Origin of the sequence: Bowmanella pacifica (genome assembly GCF_014645355.1) — a bacterium.
GTDB classification, from domain to species: domain Bacteria; phylum Pseudomonadota; class Gammaproteobacteria; order Enterobacterales; family Alteromonadaceae; genus Bowmanella; species Bowmanella pacifica.
Genome location: NZ_BMLS01000004.1, coordinates 217,806 through 235,273, shown reverse-complemented (window position 1 = coordinate 235,273; position 17,468 = coordinate 217,806). Strand labels below are relative to the sequence as shown.

General features: G+C 51.3%; 14 protein-coding genes. 9 read left to right on the top strand and 5 right to left on the bottom strand.

The genetic code is table 11. The features are described 5' to 3' along the window. Positions 1–30 precede the first annotated feature (30 nt). From IEX02_RS13895 to IEX02_RS13885, 3 genes are all read left to right on the top strand, one after another. Positions 31–459 carry an ATP-dependent zinc protease family protein gene (locus tag IEX02_RS13895; RefSeq protein ID WP_188696343.1) on the top strand — a complete coding sequence of 143 codons (429 nt, stop codon included), beginning with the start codon at positions 31–33 and terminating at the stop codon, positions 457–459. Between the two features lie 179 nt (positions 460–638). Beyond that, a complete protein-coding gene (rimK, locus tag IEX02_RS13890; RefSeq protein WP_188696340.1) occupies positions 639–1,544 on the top strand; it encodes a 30S ribosomal protein S6--L-glutamate ligase in 906 nt (301 codons plus the stop codon). Further along, a complete protein-coding gene (locus IEX02_RS13885; protein WP_188696337.1) occupies positions 1,544–2,569 on the top strand; it encodes a succinylglutamate desuccinylase/aspartoacylase family protein in 1,026 nt (341 codons plus the stop codon). Before rimK ends, IEX02_RS13885 begins: the two co-directional genes overlap by 1 nt. A gap of 3 nt (positions 2,570–2,572) precedes the next feature. Here IEX02_RS13885 and IEX02_RS13880 read toward each other — a convergent pair whose 3' ends face one another. Beyond that, complete coding sequence (locus IEX02_RS13880; RefSeq protein WP_188696335.1) at positions 2,573–3,673, bottom strand: MJ1255/VC2487 family glycosyltransferase; 1,101 nt, start codon at positions 3,671–3,673, stop codon at positions 2,573–2,575. Positions 3,674–3,773: 100 nt separating this feature from the next. Beyond that, positions 3,774–4,286, bottom strand: a complete 513-nt coding sequence (locus IEX02_RS13875; RefSeq protein ID WP_373285010.1) for a phosphatase PAP2 family protein — start codon at positions 4,284–4,286, stop codon at positions 3,774–3,776. A gap of 225 nt (positions 4,287–4,511) precedes the next feature. Between IEX02_RS13875 and rraA the strand changes: the two genes are divergently transcribed. Beyond that, on the top strand, positions 4,512–4,997 hold the full coding sequence (gene rraA / locus IEX02_RS13870; protein WP_188696330.1) for a ribonuclease E activity regulator RraA: 486 nt from the start codon (positions 4,512–4,514) through the stop codon (positions 4,995–4,997). 6 nt (positions 4,998–5,003) lie between these two features. After that, complete coding sequence (locus IEX02_RS13865; RefSeq protein WP_188696326.1) at positions 5,004–6,017, top strand: formimidoylglutamase; 1,014 nt, start codon at positions 5,004–5,006, stop codon at positions 6,015–6,017. On the opposite strand, the gene IEX02_RS13860 is transcribed toward IEX02_RS13865, so the two are convergent. From IEX02_RS13860 to typA, 3 genes are all read right to left on the bottom strand, one after another. Continuing rightward, the gene (locus IEX02_RS13860) at positions 6,014–9,064 is read right to left on the bottom strand and encodes an efflux RND transporter permease subunit (RefSeq protein ID WP_188696323.1); all 3,051 of its coding nucleotides are present in this window, start codon (positions 9,062–9,064) and stop codon (positions 6,014–6,016) included. The genes IEX02_RS13865 and IEX02_RS13860 overlap by 4 nt on opposite strands. Positions 9,065–9,074: 10 nt before the next feature. After that, positions 9,075–10,178, bottom strand: coding sequence for an efflux RND transporter periplasmic adaptor subunit (locus IEX02_RS13855; RefSeq protein ID WP_188696320.1), 1,104 nt, complete (start codon positions 10,176–10,178; stop codon positions 9,075–9,077). A 374-nt stretch (positions 10,179–10,552) separates the two neighbouring features. Then, positions 10,553–12,388, bottom strand: coding sequence for a translational GTPase TypA (gene typA / locus IEX02_RS13850; RefSeq protein WP_188696318.1), 1,836 nt, complete (start codon positions 12,386–12,388; stop codon positions 10,553–10,555). A 439-nt stretch (positions 12,389–12,827) separates the two neighbouring features. Between typA and glnA the strand changes: the two genes are divergently transcribed. The 4 genes from glnA (at position 12,828) to glnG (ending at position 17,450) form a co-directional block, all read left to right on the top strand. Then, entirely contained in the window at positions 12,828–14,237 is a 1,410-nt protein-coding gene (glnA, locus tag IEX02_RS13845) for a glutamate--ammonia ligase (protein WP_188696316.1), read from the top strand. 109 nt (positions 14,238–14,346) lie between these two features. Further along, positions 14,347–14,850 (top strand): DUF4124 domain-containing protein, encoded by a 504-nt coding sequence (locus tag IEX02_RS13840; RefSeq protein WP_188696313.1) that lies wholly within the window; start codon positions 14,347–14,349, stop codon positions 14,848–14,850. Positions 14,851–14,976: 126 nt separating this feature from the next. After that, positions 14,977–16,041, top strand: a complete 1,065-nt coding sequence (glnL, locus tag IEX02_RS13835) for a nitrogen regulation protein NR(II) (RefSeq protein WP_188696311.1) — start codon at positions 14,977–14,979, stop codon at positions 16,039–16,041. After that, positions 16,038–17,450 carry a nitrogen regulation protein NR(I) gene (gene glnG, locus IEX02_RS13830; protein WP_188696308.1) on the top strand — a complete coding sequence of 471 codons (1,413 nt, stop codon included), beginning with the start codon at positions 16,038–16,040 and terminating at the stop codon, positions 17,448–17,450. Before glnL ends, glnG begins: the two co-directional genes overlap by 4 nt. Positions 17,451–17,468: the final 18 nt, after the last annotated feature.

The window sequence follows — 17,468 nt, the reverse complement described above, 5'->3', positions numbered from 1 at the left end:
AAGCCTTTGGCTTAAATCCAGGATAAACACATGATTACACTAGGCTGGAGGGAGTGGGGCGGTTTACCCCAACTGGGCATCGAGCAGATTAAAATGAAAGTCGACACTGGCGCTAAAACGTCTTGTCTGCATGCCTTCGCATTAGAACCTTTTGAGCGGGATGGCGAAACCTGGGTTCGTATCCATTTGCACCCTGTTCAGGACAATAATGAGATAGAGCATGTCTGCGAAGCCAGGCTGCTAGACAGGCGCAAGGTACGCGACTCAGGCGGCCATGAAGAAGAGCGCTTTGTGGTCGAGACCGAGTTGGAAATGGCGGGACAGCGTTTTCCAATTGAGCTGACGCTGACTAACCGCGATTCCATGCGGTTTCGCATGCTGTTGGGGCGACAAGCCATGTGCGCACGATTCTTGGTTGATCCCCAGGCATCGTATCTGCTCGGCCAGCCAGATAGCTGAAGATCATCATAAGGAACATCATCTCATTCATTTGAAAAAGGAACTCGCGGCTGCCACACTGAGCCTCTGTCGGGTGCAGCCCCTGTTCCTGGTGATTGGGATTAAATCAGCATTTAAGGTTCCGCACCTGTGACGATGCGCAGGTACGGATCATAGTTACTTTTACAAGGTTTCGTACCATGAGAATCGCTGTTCTTTCGCGTAACAACAGTCTGTATTCCACCAGGCGCTTAAAAGAAGCCGGTGAGGCCAGGGGGCACGAAGTGCATGTTATTGACCCCCTGAAATGTTATATGAACATCAATATGCAGAGTTCCTCCGTGCATATCAAAGGCAAGGAGCTTCCCGAGTTTGATGCCATCATCCCTCGTATTGGTGCCTCGATTACCTTTTATGGTACGGCCGTATTGCGCCAGTTTGAAATGATGGGGGTTTACCCAGTCAACGAATCTGTCGCTATCAGCCGCAGTCGCGACAAGCTCAGGTCTTTGCAGCTGTTGTCTCGTAAAGGCATTGGTCTGCCTATTACCGGCTTTGCCAATCAGGCTAGCAATATTCCGGATCTGATCGAAATGGTCGGCGGTGCGCCGTTAGTGATCAAGCTGCTGGAAGGCACCCAGGGGATTGGTGTGGTGCTGGCCGAGACCCGCAAAGCGGCCGAGAGTGTTATTGAAGCCTTTATGGGCCTCAAAGCCGATATTATGGTGCAGGAGTATATTAAAGAAGCCGGCGGGGCGGACATTCGCTGTTTTGTGATTGGCGACAAGGTCATCGCGGCGATGAAGCGCCAGGCTAAGCCGGGTGAGTTTCGCTCTAATCTGCATCGGGGCGGCAGTGCCTCCATTATTCGTTTGACTCCCGAGGAACGCAGTACTGCGGTTCGCGCTGCCCGAACTATGGGCTTGAACGTGGCGGGTGTGGATATTTTGCGCTCCAATCACGGCCCTGTGGTGATGGAAGTGAACTCCTCACCGGGTCTGGAAGGCATTGAAAGTGCAACGGGTAAGAACGTTGCAGACAAGATTATTGAGTTTATCGAAAAGAACGCCAAGGCGCACAGCACCCGTACCCGGGGTAAGGGTTAATGGCAAGACAGGCAGCCTTTGAGCTGGCCGAACAGCGAATTCCTGCCGGAACACAGCGCGCGATTAAACTACCGGCCGCCCGTTTGTACAATGACACGCCAATGGATCTGCATGTGGAAGTGTTACACGGGGTCAAACCTGGGCCGACGTTGTTGGTCTGCGCTGCGATTCACGGTGATGAGCTAAATGGCATCGATATCTGCCGTCGTTTGATTAAAAAGGTTAATCCCAAGCGTCTCAGTGGTACCTTGATGGTGGTGCCTATTGTTAATGTCTTTGGGTTTATCCAGCAAACCCGCTATTTGCCCGACAGGCGGGATCTCAATCGCTGTTTTCCCGGCTCTCAGCGCGGTGCGCTGGGCAGCCGCCTGGCCCATTTGTTTTACAGTCAATTGCTACAGCGAGCGACCCACCTGATTGATTTGCATACCGGTGCCATTCACCGCAGTAACTTGCCGCAGGTGCGAACCGATATACAGGACCCGGTAGCATTGGAAATGGCTGAAGAATTCCATGCGCCCTTGATTTTGCATGCCAAGGAAAGAGATGGCTCGCTGCGTTCTTGTGCCTCGGATTTAGGGGTTCACTCCATTCTGTATGAGGCTGGCGAAGCACTGCGCTTTGATGAAGCCTCTATTCGTACCGGGCTAAATGGCATTCTCAATGTGATGAAGTATCTGGGGATGTCCATTCGCCGGGGCAGTCGCAGAAAGTTTGAGCCTATGGTGGGCAACAGCAGTCAGTGGGTGCGTAACGAAATGGATGGCCTGATTATCAGCAAGGTAAGGCTGGGCGAACTGGTCAGTAAAAATCAGGTGCTGGCCTATTCCACTAACCCTTATGGTGACAACGAAGTGGCAATACGTTCACCCCATGATGGCGTGATTATCGGTATGTCGAATATCCCTATTGCCAATGAAGGGGAAGCCTTATTCCATGTGGCCAAGTTCGACCCGGCTCTGATTGACCAGGCCGGCGAGATTGTTGATGCCTTTATCGAGGACTTTGAACCACGGGTGTTGTAGCCCTCAGCTAAAGGTTCTCGACATTTTTGTCGATGGCGCTGCCTGGTAAGCATTTAACCGCTGTTGCAGGCGCTCTGGAAAACTAACCTGTTGCCACAACTGGCTACAGATTGAATGTGTGTCCTGCCACTGACCCGCAAGTAACCAATCAACCAGCAATTGTGGATCGCTGGGAAAGGCGATTGGCTCGGCGGGGGGCAATTCCAGCCAGGTTTCCACTTCTTCCACATCCAGACTCGACATGCTTTGGCATAAACCCAGCTGTTCCAGAGTGAGAATGTTCGATAGCTGTTCAAACTGGCCATGCAAGGGCTTGAGCAACAACTTTTTGCCCAGTTTCAGGCATTCGCTGGACAATTCAAAACCGCCATTCGCGATCACGCCGCTGGCTACCCGCAAGGCCTGATGAAAGCCTTCCTTGCTGGTGCGCCGCCATTTGATATGTCCCTGGTCAGTGTTTTCCTTTAAATCCGGGTGAAAACACACAAAATTCACCTCGCTCAGAGGGTCCAGAAGCTGCGCGATATCCTGCAACGACTCAAAAGGTAGGTAGACCAGCACATGTTCAGCGCCAGAGTCAGGGATATATTCGTCTTCAATAAAGGGCGGCATAATGGCATGGCCGAAGTGATGCCAGTGCACGCCTAGCTGAACATCAGAGGGTGCGAAGTAGTTGAGTACCTGCCGATTCATCCAGTTATCGCCCTGTTTGGGAATATTGTAGCGAAAGGCGTCCTGGTGGCTGATAGAAATACAGGGTACCTTCTGGCGTCGTGCCGCCCAGGCGCTGATGGGCTCAAAGTCGTTGATGACTAAATCGTAGCCCTGCAAATCCAATGACATAACATCTCGGATAAAACGGACAGGTCGGAATGCCTTGATGGTTCGCCAGATATCAACCGCACCATTGTGATGCACAAAGGTGAATCCGGCGCGGGTCTGATATTGTCCAAATACCTGCATATCAAAATAACGACTTTGTTCTCGGCCGGAGAACAGATAATCCACTTGCACGTCGTCTCGCAGATTAAAGGCCTTGGCCATCACTCTGGCTCTGGTGGTATGTCCGTTACCTGTGCCTTGCACCCCGTAGAGTATCTTCATGCTAACTTCCTTTTCCCAGATGGCAGTAAACCAAGGGATAGATTGTGGGTGAGCAGTAATTTCATAAGCAGGCTAATTCGCAAAACAGCGTGAATGGGGGTTAGGCTAACAAAGATAAGCTAAACACAGAAATGGTCATGCCCAAGCAGATCCCAGCCAGAATGTCGCTGGGATAATGCACCCCCAACAGTACCCTGGACAGGCCAATGGTCGCTGCCCAGGCATAGACCGGCAATGCAAATACCGGGTAGTAGTGGGCAATCAACGAGGCCATCAGAAAGGCGGCAGCGGTGTGACCGGAAGGCAAACTGAACTTGTCTGAAGGTGAAATATGGGCGTTAAAGTTCCGCAATAAGTCGCAAGGACGGGTGCGTTTAAACAACTTTTTCAGCACCACATAAATGGGCAGCTCCAGCGCATAAGCCAGTAAGGCTGTATACAAAAATAAATCACCGTGGGTTGGCTCAAAAAACCACAGTATCAAGCCCAATATCAGGTAGAGGTGCCCGTCACCGGTGCGGGATATCCAGCGAATCGGTGCACAGTTTCTTCCGGCGGTTTTGTTGAACAGCCAGTAGAAAAGTTGTGTGTCAGCGCGGGCAAATAAGTTCATAACCATAAACCTTGCTCAGTTGCCAGCCAATCCTAAGAAGCCTATGTGAATAGACGGTGACAATTGTAAGAAGACTTGATGACATAAGCAGCTGTTTATGCGTGTAAATCATCCTCAAAGCAAGTTTCTGATATCTGCTTAGTCAACCTGCCGCTTTCGGATGGACAGCCCCGAAACAGTCTTAGTATACTGGGCTGCAACCCACTCAATGCAGATGGAACCCTCATGGATTATAACACTTCAGAGCTATGTGACCTGTTCGCCGATAATGTCGACGTAGTTGAACCCATGTTCGTTAACTACGGTGGTCGCCGTTCGTATGGCGGAGCCATTACCACTATTAAGTGTTTCGAGGACAAAGGACTGATTGAAAAAGTCCTGCAACAACCCGGCAAAGGTAAAGTCTTGCTGGTGGACGGTGGCGGTTCGCTGCGCCGTGCCTTGCTTGATGCCAATACCGCCCAGTTAGCCATTGAGAACGAATGGGAAGGCATTGTTTGTTATGGCAGTGTGCGTGATGTTGATACCCTGGAAGATATGGATATCGGTGTACATGCGCTGGCATCTATTCCTGTGTCTGCCGAATACGAGCAAATAGGTGAAGTGGACATTGCGGTGAATTTTGGTGGCGTGACTTTCTTACCCGAAGATCACCTCTATGCTGATAGCACCGGTATTATCCTTTCTCCCGAGCCGCTGGACATAGAATAATCCGTTATGGATGCGGTTCGCTTCCTTAATGCTGCCCAGTTGCATCAGCTGACAAATACCCGGCCGGCAGAAACCAAGCTCGGCCAAGTGGTGCTCAGCATGGATGGGTTTAGCGACTATGCACAGGCCAAAGCCGCAGGCTGTCGTTTTGCTGTGATGGGCGTGCCTGAGCAAGTCGGGCCACTGGCCAATTGTGGTAAAGGCGGTGCCCATCAAGGTTGGCAGGCGTTTTTACCCATATTCCTGAATCTCCAGGCCAATAGCTTCCTGCCTGGGGATGACATCCTGTTGGTTGGCGAGCTGAACTGTGACGATTTATCTGCAGGCACTGAGCTGTCAACATTAAGAGCGCAGTGTGAAGCACTGGATCAGCGTCTGGTGAATGCCCTTAAGCCAATTTTTGCCGCCGGCCTAATTCCTATTCTGATCGGTGGTGGTCACAATAACGCTTACGGTCTGATTCGGGCGTGCAGCGAATGTCGTGGCGAGCCTCTGGCGGTGGCCAATCTTGACCCTCACAGTGATTTTCGCAGTATGGAAGGCCGGCACAGTGGCAATCCCTTTAGATATGCATATCAACAAGGCTATCTGTCCCATTACACCGTGCTTGGTCTGCATGAACAGAAAAACTCCCATGATGCCCTGGAGGCATTGGAGCAGGCCGGATTCCCCTGGTTCAGCATTCAGCAATTACGCTGGCGACGGGAGTTGAGTATTGAGCAGGCCCTGTCCAGAGCGGGTGACTACTTGCAAGCGTCCGGGCAGCCTCTGGGTTTAGAGTTGGATCTGGACGCGGTCAGTGAATTGCCAACCAGTGCGGTAACCTTTGCTGGCATGTCGTTGGATGATGCGCTGTATTATGTTCACCGACTGGCGTTATTACCCCGCGTGCAGTACCTGCATTTGGCCGAAGGGGCGCCAGTGCGCCACCCAGCAGGCTTAGAGGCTGGTAACCGGGTGGTTGGTCAGGCACTAAGCGAACTCGTGAGTGCGTTTATCAAGGCCAGGTATCGCGCTTAAGCCGCATCTGGCTGGCGCACCTTGAAAAAGGCGGCATACAACACTGGCACCACCCCCAAGGTTAAAATGGTGCCAATCCCCAACCCAAATGCAATTACACTGGCCATACCGTGGAACAACGGATCCTTGCCGATGATCAGCGGCAACAAGCCCATTATGGTGGTTATTGTGGTCATGGCAATGGGACGCAGACGGGTCAGGCTGGCATCGACAATGGCCTGGTAAGGGGTTTTCCCCTCGGCTTTTTCAATCTCTATTCGATCAATCAGTACAATAGCATTGTTGATAATAATGCCCGCCAGGCTGTAAAGCCCCAAAGAAACCATAAAGCCAAAAGGCGCCTGAGTGACAAACAAACCTATCACAGCACCTATAAAGGCCAGCGGAATGGTCAGCACAATGACCAAGGGACGGCGGAAAGAATTAAACTGAGCAACCAGTAAGATCAGGATTAGGCCCAGTACCATAGGCATGCTGGCGCTCAGGGCCTTTTGCGCGGCAGCCGATTCGGTAATTACGCCGTCATACTCAATATAGTGATTCATCGGCAGATCCGCGGCTAATGCCTGCAATTGCGGATCTACGATGCGCTTGAGATCTTCTGCCGCCATACGCACATTGCGGGCTTCAATGCTGACGGTGCGGAACATGTCTTCACGGTGAATAATGGAGTATTGATTAACCGGTGCAAAATTAGCGACCTGAAACAAGGGAACGGCCAGACCGGTTTGCTCCGAATACACATTCAGGGTGCGTAGTCTGTCCAGGTTGCTGCGCTCAGCGTCGGCAGCCCGCAGCATCACCGGAATGATGTCGTCACCTTCACGGAATTCAGTGATCACCGCACCGGAAAAATACCCCTGTAAGGCGGTGGCTATATCGCTGGAGGTTAAGCCTGCCCGCCGGGCACGATGTTGGTCCACTTGCACTTCAATTTTAACAATGCGGTTTTCCCAGTTACTGCGCACATCTATGGTGTTGGGGATATCACTCAGTAAGGCCATGATTTGCTGGGCCTTGGCGTAGATAATATTTTCATCCGGGCCTTTAACCTGAATCTTAATAATGCTGGAGTCTGATGGGCCTAGGAACATTTTCTTGACCCTGGCTGACACATTGGGGAAGGTCATTTCCAAGGCGTTATCCAGCTCAAGGGAAAGGGCCGACAAATCCACGCCTTCATGCACATTGAGAACAATAAAACCTTTGTTTTCTGCCGGATCTTCGGGATTCAAAGAAAGCACAAATCTTGGCCCGCTGAAGCCCACGTAACCGGAGTAACTGTCAATCACGGCCTGATATTGGTCTTGTTCCAACCAACGAAAAATGTCCCGCATCTGGCGGTCGGTTTCCCGTGATGATGTGCCTTTGGGTAAATCGATATTGACCAGAATTTGAGTGCGATCTGAGTCGGGGAAAAATTGCTTAGGTACCAGTTTCATGCTGATAACCGATAACACCAGAAGGGCAAACATAGCGCCCATAAAAAGCAGTTTATGCGCCATTACCCAATGCAGGAAGTGCTCGTAGCGTATCATCCATTTGCTTTTACTGGTGGCGGTTTCAGTGCTGGGCAGTTTGACGAAGAAATAGCAAAGGGTGGGCGTGACACACAGTGCCAATACCCAGCTACTAAGTAGCGTAATCAAAATAACCAGCGAGATGGAGCGGGTGTATTCTCCGGCCACATGCTCGGCCAGCATCAAGGGCAGAAAGAAAAACACCGTGGTGGCCGATGAGCTCAGCAGTGGCAGAGCCAATTCTTTGCCACCCTGACACATGGCGTCAAAGCGGTTGACGCCATCTTCCAACCTGCGTTTGAAGTCTTCTGCAATGACGATACCGTTATCTACCAGTAAGCCTAAGGCTATAATTAGGGTCGCCAGGCTCATTCGTTCCAGCTTAATACCGGAAAACTGCATCATCGACAGGGTGACCAACATCACAAAAGGCACAATAGTGCCGACGATAAGCCCGGTGCGAACGCCCAAAAACAGCACCACTACCACCAGTACGATTGCCAAGGTTTGTAATACGTTGACTGATACTCCGCGGACGGTTTTCTCTACCTGTTCAGCCTGGTAGGTCGCAATATCCAGTTGATAACCTATGGGAAGACTGGCTTCCAGCGCTTGAATGCGGGTCAGCATCTTGGGGGCGTAATCGAGAATGTTGTAACCGGGCAACATGGAAATGGCAAAGAAGATGGCCGGCGTGCCGTTGAAATACGCCAGCTTGTCGGGCGGGTCGATAAAACCGCGCTGAATCTCAACAATATCGGTCAGCGCTATGTAGTCTTCTGTGCCGGGAATACTCAGGTGGGTATTGGCTATATCCGTCAGGGAGCGAAAATTTCCTGAGGGTTCGATAACAAAGCTGCTGCGCCCGGTGTCCACCTGGCCGCCGGGACTAATAATGTTCTGATTCTGTAACTCTGCGATCAAGGCTTTGGGGGAAATGCCCAGTTGTGACAGCCTGGCATTGGAGACCTGCAAGTAAACCCGCTCTTCCTGATGCCCCAGAATTTCAACTTTCTTGGTGCCTTCCTCACCATACAAAGTATCGCGGATATGCTTGGCTACATCGTACATTTCACCCATACCGAAACCGTCGGCGGTCAGGGCCAGGGTTATCACAGACACATCACCGAACTCGTCATTTACCTGGGACGGATAAGTGCCGTCGGGTAAGTGGCGCTGGGCCTGCTGCACCTTATTGCGCAAGTCCTGCCAGATATTGTCCAGGTTGAAATAGCGGTCATAAATTTTGACATGAATAATCGAAAGACCAGTGGAGGAAGATGACGTGAGCTTTTTGACTTCAGGGATTTTGCGGATTTCTTCTTCCAGTCGTTTGGTGATGAGCTGTTCAACCCGCTCCGGTGCCATGCCGGGATAGGCCGTGCTGATAATAGCCTCTCGAATGGTAATAGTAGGGTCTTCCTGGGCTGGCAGACTGAAATAGGCCATCAAGCCGTTAACCAGCAGTAGTGCCAGTACCATCAGCACGCTTTTCCGGTACGTAAAGGCCAGAGACGTCAGGTTCATAGTGCAGACCTCAGTTGAACTGTCGAACTTGCTTGTCCAGCAAGGTTACCTGCTGGCCATCGCGCAAGAACGCGACGCCAGCCGTGGCGACGATTTCACCCTCTTCAACACCTTGGCTGATATACACTTCGTTATTGATGATATTTTCTGTTTGTACCTGACGTTTAAAAACTTTTTGCTCCGCTGGGTCATAGACAAACAGATAAAGTTGCTTACCGGTATCGGCAGCCAGGGCGGATACCGGCACGCGCAGACTGCGCCCGCTAAAGCCACTGCGGCCGCTACCCTGAAAAGTGATGTCTACCTCGGCCGTCATGCCAGCGCGTAATCTTTGGTCGTGGTCATTGAGTAAGATAACGATGGGAAAGGCATTAGCAGCTTCCGCGCGGGTGCCAATTTCGCTGACCCGGCCAGACAGCGTCAGGTTGGGTAGTACCGGGAAACGCACCGGCAGCGGCATACCGTTATGTAATTCGCGGATAATGGTTTCCGGCACCATCAGACGAACCTCCAGCCCATGCTCGCCTTCGATCTCAAACACCGTCTGCCCGGCGCTAATCTGCTGGGAGGGCTCTATCAGGCGCTTGGTAATAATGCCGTCGTAAGGCGCTAACAATACGCTGTCATGCAGATTTTTCCGCGCAATGTCTAACTGCGCCTGGGCTACACCAACGGCACTGCGGGTTGATTCGAAAGCCGCCTTGGCATTGTCAAAACCGGACTTGGACACCACGCCCTGTTCAACCAGCTCGGCGTAGCGTTGATATTCATTTTCAGCTTCGGTCAGATTGGCTTTTGCCTGTTCCAAAGTGGCCTGGGCTGATTGGAGGCTGAGATTAAAGCTACGTTGATTTAACCTGGCCAGCTCCTGGCCCTGTTTAACACTTTCCCCCAGATTAACTTTAACCGCATCGACCTTGCCATTCACTTCAAAGCTTAAATTCGCGGCTTCAACCGGGGCCATGGTACCGGATAATCTGCGTACTTGTTCCAATGGCGAGGCTGAGACTTCTGTCCAGGCGATAGGACGGATCAACGGCTTATTGTCGGGGGTATCGTCCTGACAGGCACTCAATAAAACCAGGGCCAGTGGCAGAAAATAGCGTCGCAACATAGGAAAGTCCTTTAGGTGAATGCAGACAGATGATAAAGAATCTTATCTAAATCTAAATGAATTTCGGGTCAGTAAGGAATTTAGTCTTTTTTACCGCCAAGTTAGGAGGAGGTAGGGCGACTCAGGAGATAAAGCCGAGGAGCACCATAGCGTAGGAAGGCTATGAGCAGCTTTAGCTGGCCTGCATAGCAGGTAAGCGACATGGAGGTAGCTTATAATTTTGGCCGACCACCATGGATGGTGGAAGTGCAGAAAACGCAGGAGCAGTTTTTCGGCCGACCACCATGGACGGTGGAAGTGCAGAAAATGCAGGAGCAATTTTTCTGCCCGTCCATCCCTGGACATAAAAAACCCGCACGAGGCGGGTTTGGGTATTAGTCAGCGCTTCTGGAAGCACGCTTACGTTCATTTTCCGTCAGCAGTTTTTTACGCAGACGGATATGGTTAGGCGTGACTTCTACCAGTTCATCATCGTCGATAAACTCCAGGGCTCTTTCCAGTGTCATTCTCACTGGTGGCGTTAGCGTCAGCGCTTCGTCGGTACCGGCGGCACGAACGTTAGTCAGCTGCTTACCTTTCAGAGCATTAACTGTCAGGTCGTTATCTCGGCTGTGAATACCGATAATCTGGCCTTCGTACACTTCTGCGCCGTGACCAATAAACAAACGGCCACGTTCTTGCAGGTTGAACAAGGCGTAAGCCAGGGCTTTGCCCTTACCATTGGAGATCAGTACACCGTTGTTACGCTGACCGATACGGCCCCCGGCATGCGGGCCGTATTCCAGGAAGGTGTGATACATCAGACCTGTACCTGAGGTCAGGGTCATAAAGTCGGTCTGGAAGCCGATAAGACCGCGGCTGGGTACCACAAAGTCGATACGTACACGGCCTTTGCCATCGGGATTCATATCGCGCATTTCTGCTTTGCGCAGACCCAGCTGTTCCATAATAGAACCCTGGTTCTCTTCCTCGATATCCAGGGTCAGTGTTTCGTAGGGCTCAAGCAACTGCTCGCCTTCTCTGCGCAGGATAACTTCCGGGCGGGACACGGCCAGTTCGTAGCCTTCGCGACGCATGTTTTCGATCAGAACGCCCAAGTGCAGTTCACCACGACCAGAGACGCGGAATTTATCCGGGTCTGCGGTTTCTTCCACACGCAGTGCTACGTTGTGCTTCAGTTCGGTTTGCAGTCTTTCCAGAATCTGACGTGAAGTAACAAATTTACCATCCTGACCGGCAAACGGCGAGGTGTTAACCTGGAAGGTCATGGTTACCGTTGGCTCATCTACAGACAAGGGAGGCAGGGCTTCAACATTATCTACGGCGCAGATAGTGTCGGAAATTTTCAGCTCGCCCAAACCACTGATGGCGACGATGTCACCGGCACTGGCAGTTTCTGCTTCGTAGCGGTCCAGACCCAGGTAACCAAATACCTGACCAATCTTGCCGTTACGCTTCTTGCCATCGGCACCCACAATAGTGACCTGCTGGTTAAGTTTAACCTGACCGCGCTTAATGCGGCCGATGCCGATAATGCCCAGGTAGCTGGAGTAATCCAACTGAGATACCTGCATTTGCAGAGAACCTTCAGGGTCTGCCTTGGGAGGCGATACTTTATCGACGATGGCCTGATAAAGGGCTTCCATATCGCTGGCTTGTTCGTTTTCATCCAGGCTGGCCCAACCTTGCAGAGCTGAGGCATACACCACAGGGAAGTCTAGCTGCTCGTCGGTAGCGCCCAGGTTATCAAACAGATCGAACACCTGATCCATTACCCAATCAGGACGGGCACCAGGACGGTCGATTTTGTTGATAACCAAAATGGGGTTCAATCCGTGGGCGAATGCCTTCTGGGTTACAAAGCGGGTTTGCGGCATTGGGCCGTCAACAGCATCAACCAGCAATAAAACAGAATCCGCCATGGACAGGACGCGCTCAACTTCACCACCAAAGTCGGCGTGTCCCGGTGTGTCCAGGATGTTGATGCGATAGTCCTTCCAATTAATAGCAGTGTTTTTGGCCAGGATAGTAATGCCACGCTCTTTTTCCAGGGCGTTGGAATCCATGACGCGTTCGTCTGTGCCTTTGCGGTTGTCCAGCGTACCGGATTGTTGCAATAGTTTGTCAACCAATGTGGTTTTACCGTGGTCAACGTGGGCAATTATGGCTATGTTCCTCAATTTCTCTAATGAGGTGTTTTGTGAACTCATCTGATTCTCTCTTGGTGGCGTGGAGCGGATCTGGTCATACTATTTACGGGCATTGTGATCTGAGTGTATTGCATCCAGACGACACAAGCTGGGTTTTTAAGCCGGTTTTGTCGGTTTTTTCACCCAATGCCTTTTTTCAGGCGGCGGATTGTACAGTTTTCTCAAGGATTTTGCGACGACACATTGAGATTTTTCGCTAGTCGGCTTACGTTTAGGTGCATCTTTCTGGCACAGTGTGCGCCATGTTGGTGCGATGCTGCACTATTTTGGTGCTTTTACTTGCGCCAAAATGGCTCGATATAGTGGTTGATGCCCTAAAAGCTGCATAGCTAATGGATACTGCAACTTGGCATGAAAATGGCTTTTGAAGCATCAACAAAGTTCGACTTATCCGCAGAGCACTAAAATCTGCGTTTTGAATATCAACCTGGAGGACATAATGTCAGTAGAAAAGGCACTGGACCTGATCAAAGAAAGTGAAGCCAAGTTTGTTGACTTGCGTTTTACCGATTCCAAAGGAAAAGAGCAGCACGTTACTATTCCTGCTGCCCTGGTGGACGAAGAGTTCTTCGAAGAAGGTAAGATGTTCGACGGTTCTTCCATCGCAGGTTGGAAAGGTATTAACGATTCCGACATGGTGTTGATGCCTGATGCGGAGAGTGCAGTACTGGATCCTTTTGCAGAAGAAACGCAAATCAATATTCGCTGCGACATCTACGAGCCAGCTACCATGCAAGGCTATGATCGTGACCCGCGTTCTATCGCCCGTCGCGCAGAAGAATATCTGAAGTCTACTGGTATTGGTGACACCGTTCTGATGGGGCCAGAGCCAGAGTTCTTTATGTTTGATGACATTCGTTTCCATACTGACATGGCCGGTTCTTTCTATGAAATTGACTCCATGGAAGCCAAGTGGAACTCAGGTGTTGAGTTTGAAGGTGGCAACAAAGGTCACCGCCCTGGCGTGAAAGGTGGTTACTTCCCGGTTCCTCCCGTCGACTCTGCACACGACATCCGTGCCGCTATGTGCTTGGTAATGGAAGAAATGGGCCTGTCTATCGAAGCGCACCACCACGAAGTTGCAACGGCCGGTCAGAACGAGATCGCTTGCCGTTTCAACACTATGGTTAAGAAAGCGGACGAAGTGCAAATTTATAAGTACGTTGTACACAACGTGGCTGATGCCTACGGTAAAACGGCGACCTTTATGCCTAAGCCGCTGGTAGGTGATAACGGTTCTGGTATGCACGTGCACCAGTCTATCTCCAAAGATGGCAAGAACATCTTTGCTGGTGACAAGTATGCAGGTCTGTCAGAAGATGCACTGTTCTATATCGGTGGCATCATTAAACACGCTCGCGCACTGAATGCCTTTACTAACCCAACCACCAACTCTTATAAGCGTCTGGTACCTGGGTTTGAAGCACCGGTTATGCTGGCTTACTCTGCACGTAACCGCAGTGCCTCTATCCGTATTCCTCACGTACCAAGCGTGAAAGGGCGTCGTGTTGAAATCCGCTTCCCTGATCCGGCAGCTAACCCTTACCTGTCTTTCGCCGCTATGCTGATGGCTGGCCTAGACGGTATCAAGAACAAGATCCACCCTGGCGATGCCATGGATAAAGACTTGTACGATCTGCCGCCAGAAGAAGCAAAAGACATCCCAACTGTTGCGCACAGTCTGGAAATGGCGTTGGATGCGTTGGATGCAGACCGCGACTTCCTGAAGGAAGGCGGTGTTATGTCTGACGACATGCTCGACGCTTATATCGCTATCAAGCGCCTGGAAGTGGAAAAACTGGCCATGACCACGCACCCGGTAGAATTCGATATGTACTACAGCGTGTAAGTCTCATCTTGCATAACAAGCCCGCCATTGTGCGGGCTTTTTTGTTGCTCCGGCTCAGGCTACACTGTCAGAGCAGAGTCTGGTTGAAAGGCAATAATTTGGGGGTCAGATGAGACTGAGCTGGCTTTTAGCCATGTTTGCCCTGTCGGTACAAGGCGCCACATTGTATAAAGTGGTTAAAGCCGATGGCACTGTTGTGTACACGGATCGGCCCGTGGCCGGTGCCGTACCTGTTGCTCTGCCAAGTGCCAATACCTCACAGTCGCTTGCGCCAAAACAGGACGCTAAGCCCACTACTACACCGCCAAAACCTGGTATCCACTACAACATCAGCATTCAGTCTCCAGCTCATGAGGAAACAATCCGCAATAACTTGGGGGAAGTGAATGTCAGCGCCAGCATTGACCCCAAAGGCACAGGTATGTTCCAACTGGTGTTAGATGGCCAGGTGGTGTCAACCAAGGCATCTCCGCAATTCTCCCTGCAAGGTGTGCCCAGAGGCGAACACAAAATAGAAGTTCAACTAGTGGGCAAATCGGGCAAGATCCTTGCATCGTCTCCAAGCAGAATCTTTTACCTGCACCAGGCGTCTGTCTTGAACCGGTCAGGTTGAGGCATCCAAACGACACCGCGGCTGTTAGCGCATTAAAATAATGCGTGTCTTCTGAGCTTTTGCACTATATTGGTGCATAGCGTCTCGGTGATAGCAGACCGGCGGCAGAAAAATCGCGAGGTATGGGTGACAACAGGATTTCCACAAGGCTTGATTAGCCAATTGTCGCTGGCATTAGTGGTGCTGGATAGCGAGCTAAAGGTCAGGTATGCCAATCCGGCGGCAGAAGCCTTTTTTGAACAAAGCTTAAATCAGCTGCAGGGCCATGAACTGCGCAAGCTGTTTTTGCAGTCCAGCATAGAAACGCAGCGTTTGGTCAATGCATTACGTGACAGAGACAGCTTCTCTGACAGCGAGGTGCAGGTCATCTTTGCCGACGGGCGCCATTCGTTAGCAGATATCACGGTATCCAGCATTGAGCATCAGGGGCAACCCATGCTGCTGCTTGAAATCAAAAAGATCGATCACCTGCGTCGCATTAGTCAGGAAAATCAATTGTGGGCGCAGCAACAAGCTGCCAGGGAATTGGTGCGTGGTTTAGCTCATGAAATTAAGAATCCGCTGGGCGGGTTGCGTGGGGCGGCACAATTGTTAGAAAAGCAGCTTGAAGACGCCGAGCTGCGCGAGTTCACTGGCTTGATCATTGAACAGGCCGACCGCCTACGCAATTTGGTCGACAGGCTGCTTGGTCCCAATAAGCCGCCCAGTTTTCAGTGGCATAATCTGCACAAAGTGCTGGAAAAAATTCGCACCTTGCTAAGTCTCGACGAAATTGCCGATGTACAGCTTGTGAGGGACTACGACCCCAGTATTCCTGAGTTGTGGATTGATGAAGAAAAAATCCAGCAAGCGGTGCTGAATATTGCCCGCAACGCCGTGCAAGTGCTGGAAGGGAAGGGAGTTATCCGTTTTGTCACCCGTATTGAGCGACAGGTCACCATTCACGGTAAGCGTTATCCCTTATGTGCTCAGATTAAGATTATCGATAACGGTCCGGGCATTCCAGAAAGGCTGAAAGATACCTTGTTTTATCCCATGGTCACTGGCAAGCAGGATGGCACCGGGCTGGGCCTGTCTATCGCCCAGAACCTGATTGACCATCATAGGGGCAAAATCGAGGTGGAAAGCTGGCCAGGCCATACCGAATTTACCATTTATCTGCCTATTGATAAGAAGGAGCCAAGCCTATGAGTGTTGCCCCGGTTTGGATTGTAGACGATGACAGCTCTATTCGCTGGGTGCTGCAAAAAGCCCTGCAAACGGCAGATATTCAGTGTTACTGCTTTGAAAATCCGCAGGACTTGCTGCGTCAACTGGAAGCCGGGCAGCAGCCCGAAGTGATAGTATCAGACATCCGTATGCCGCAGATGGATGGGATGCAGTTGCTTGAAGAGGTACATCGTCAGTTCGCGAATTTGCCGGTTATTATTATGACCGCCCATTCGGACCTGGATAGCGCCGTAAATGCCTATCAGGGTGGCGCTTTTGAGTATCTGCCCAAGCCCTTTGATATCGATGAAGCCGTGAATCTGGTGAAGCGGGCTTTGGCTCACTCCCGCGAACAATTGCGTTTGCAACAACGGCAAACGCCACGCCTGGAAACCGAAATTATCGGCGAGGCGCCGGCCATGCAGGAAGTTTTTCGCGCCATCGGGCGCTTATCCCGCTCCAGCATCAGTGTGCTGATAAACGGGGAATCAGGTACCGGCAAGGAGTTGGTGGCTAAGGCCTTGCATCGCCATAGTCCAAGAGCCAAAGCGCCTTTTATTGCCCTGAACATGGCCGCCATTCCCACCGACCTGATCGAATCTGAACTCTTTGGCCATGAAAAAGGCGCTTTTACCGGCGCACAAAATGCCAGACAAGGGCGTTTTGAGCAGGCCGATGGCGGTACGCTGTTTCTAGATGAAATTGGTGATATGCCACTGGACGTGCAAACGCGTTTATTGCGGGTGCTGGCCGATGGGCAATTTTACCGGGTGGGCGGTCATAATCCGGTTTCGGTAGATGTGCGTATTATCGCGGCCACCCACCAAAATCTGGAGCAGCGCGTTGCTCAGGGTAAGTTTAGGGAAGATTTATTTCACCGCCTGAACGTGATCCGCATTCATATTCCCAGGCTGTCGGAGCGACGAGAAGATATTGCGCCCCTGGCCGAGCATTTTTTGCTTAAGGCAGCCAAAGAATTGGAAGTTGAAGCCAAAACCCTGGGCAAAGATACCGCTAAGATCCTGGCGAATTTACCCTGGCCAGGTAATGTGCGACAGCTGGAAAACCTGTGTCGGTGGCTAACCGTGATGGCCAGCGGCAAGGAAGTGATCCCATCGGATTTGCCCCCGGAATTGCATCAACAGCCACTTGTTCAGGATGTGGCGCAGGGAGGCAATGGTGACTGGCAGAGTCTGCTGGCAGGCTGGGCTGATAAACAGCTGCAAGCGGGGCAGCAGAATATTCTTAATGACGCGGCTATAAGCTTTGAACGTATTTTGCTAGAACGGGCTTTGCACCATACGCATGGCCATAAACAAGAAGCTGCGCGTAAGTTAGGGTGGGGGCGCAATACCTTAACCCGTAAGCTCAAGGAGTTGGGGATAGATTAGCTTGCCGCCTGTGTTTGA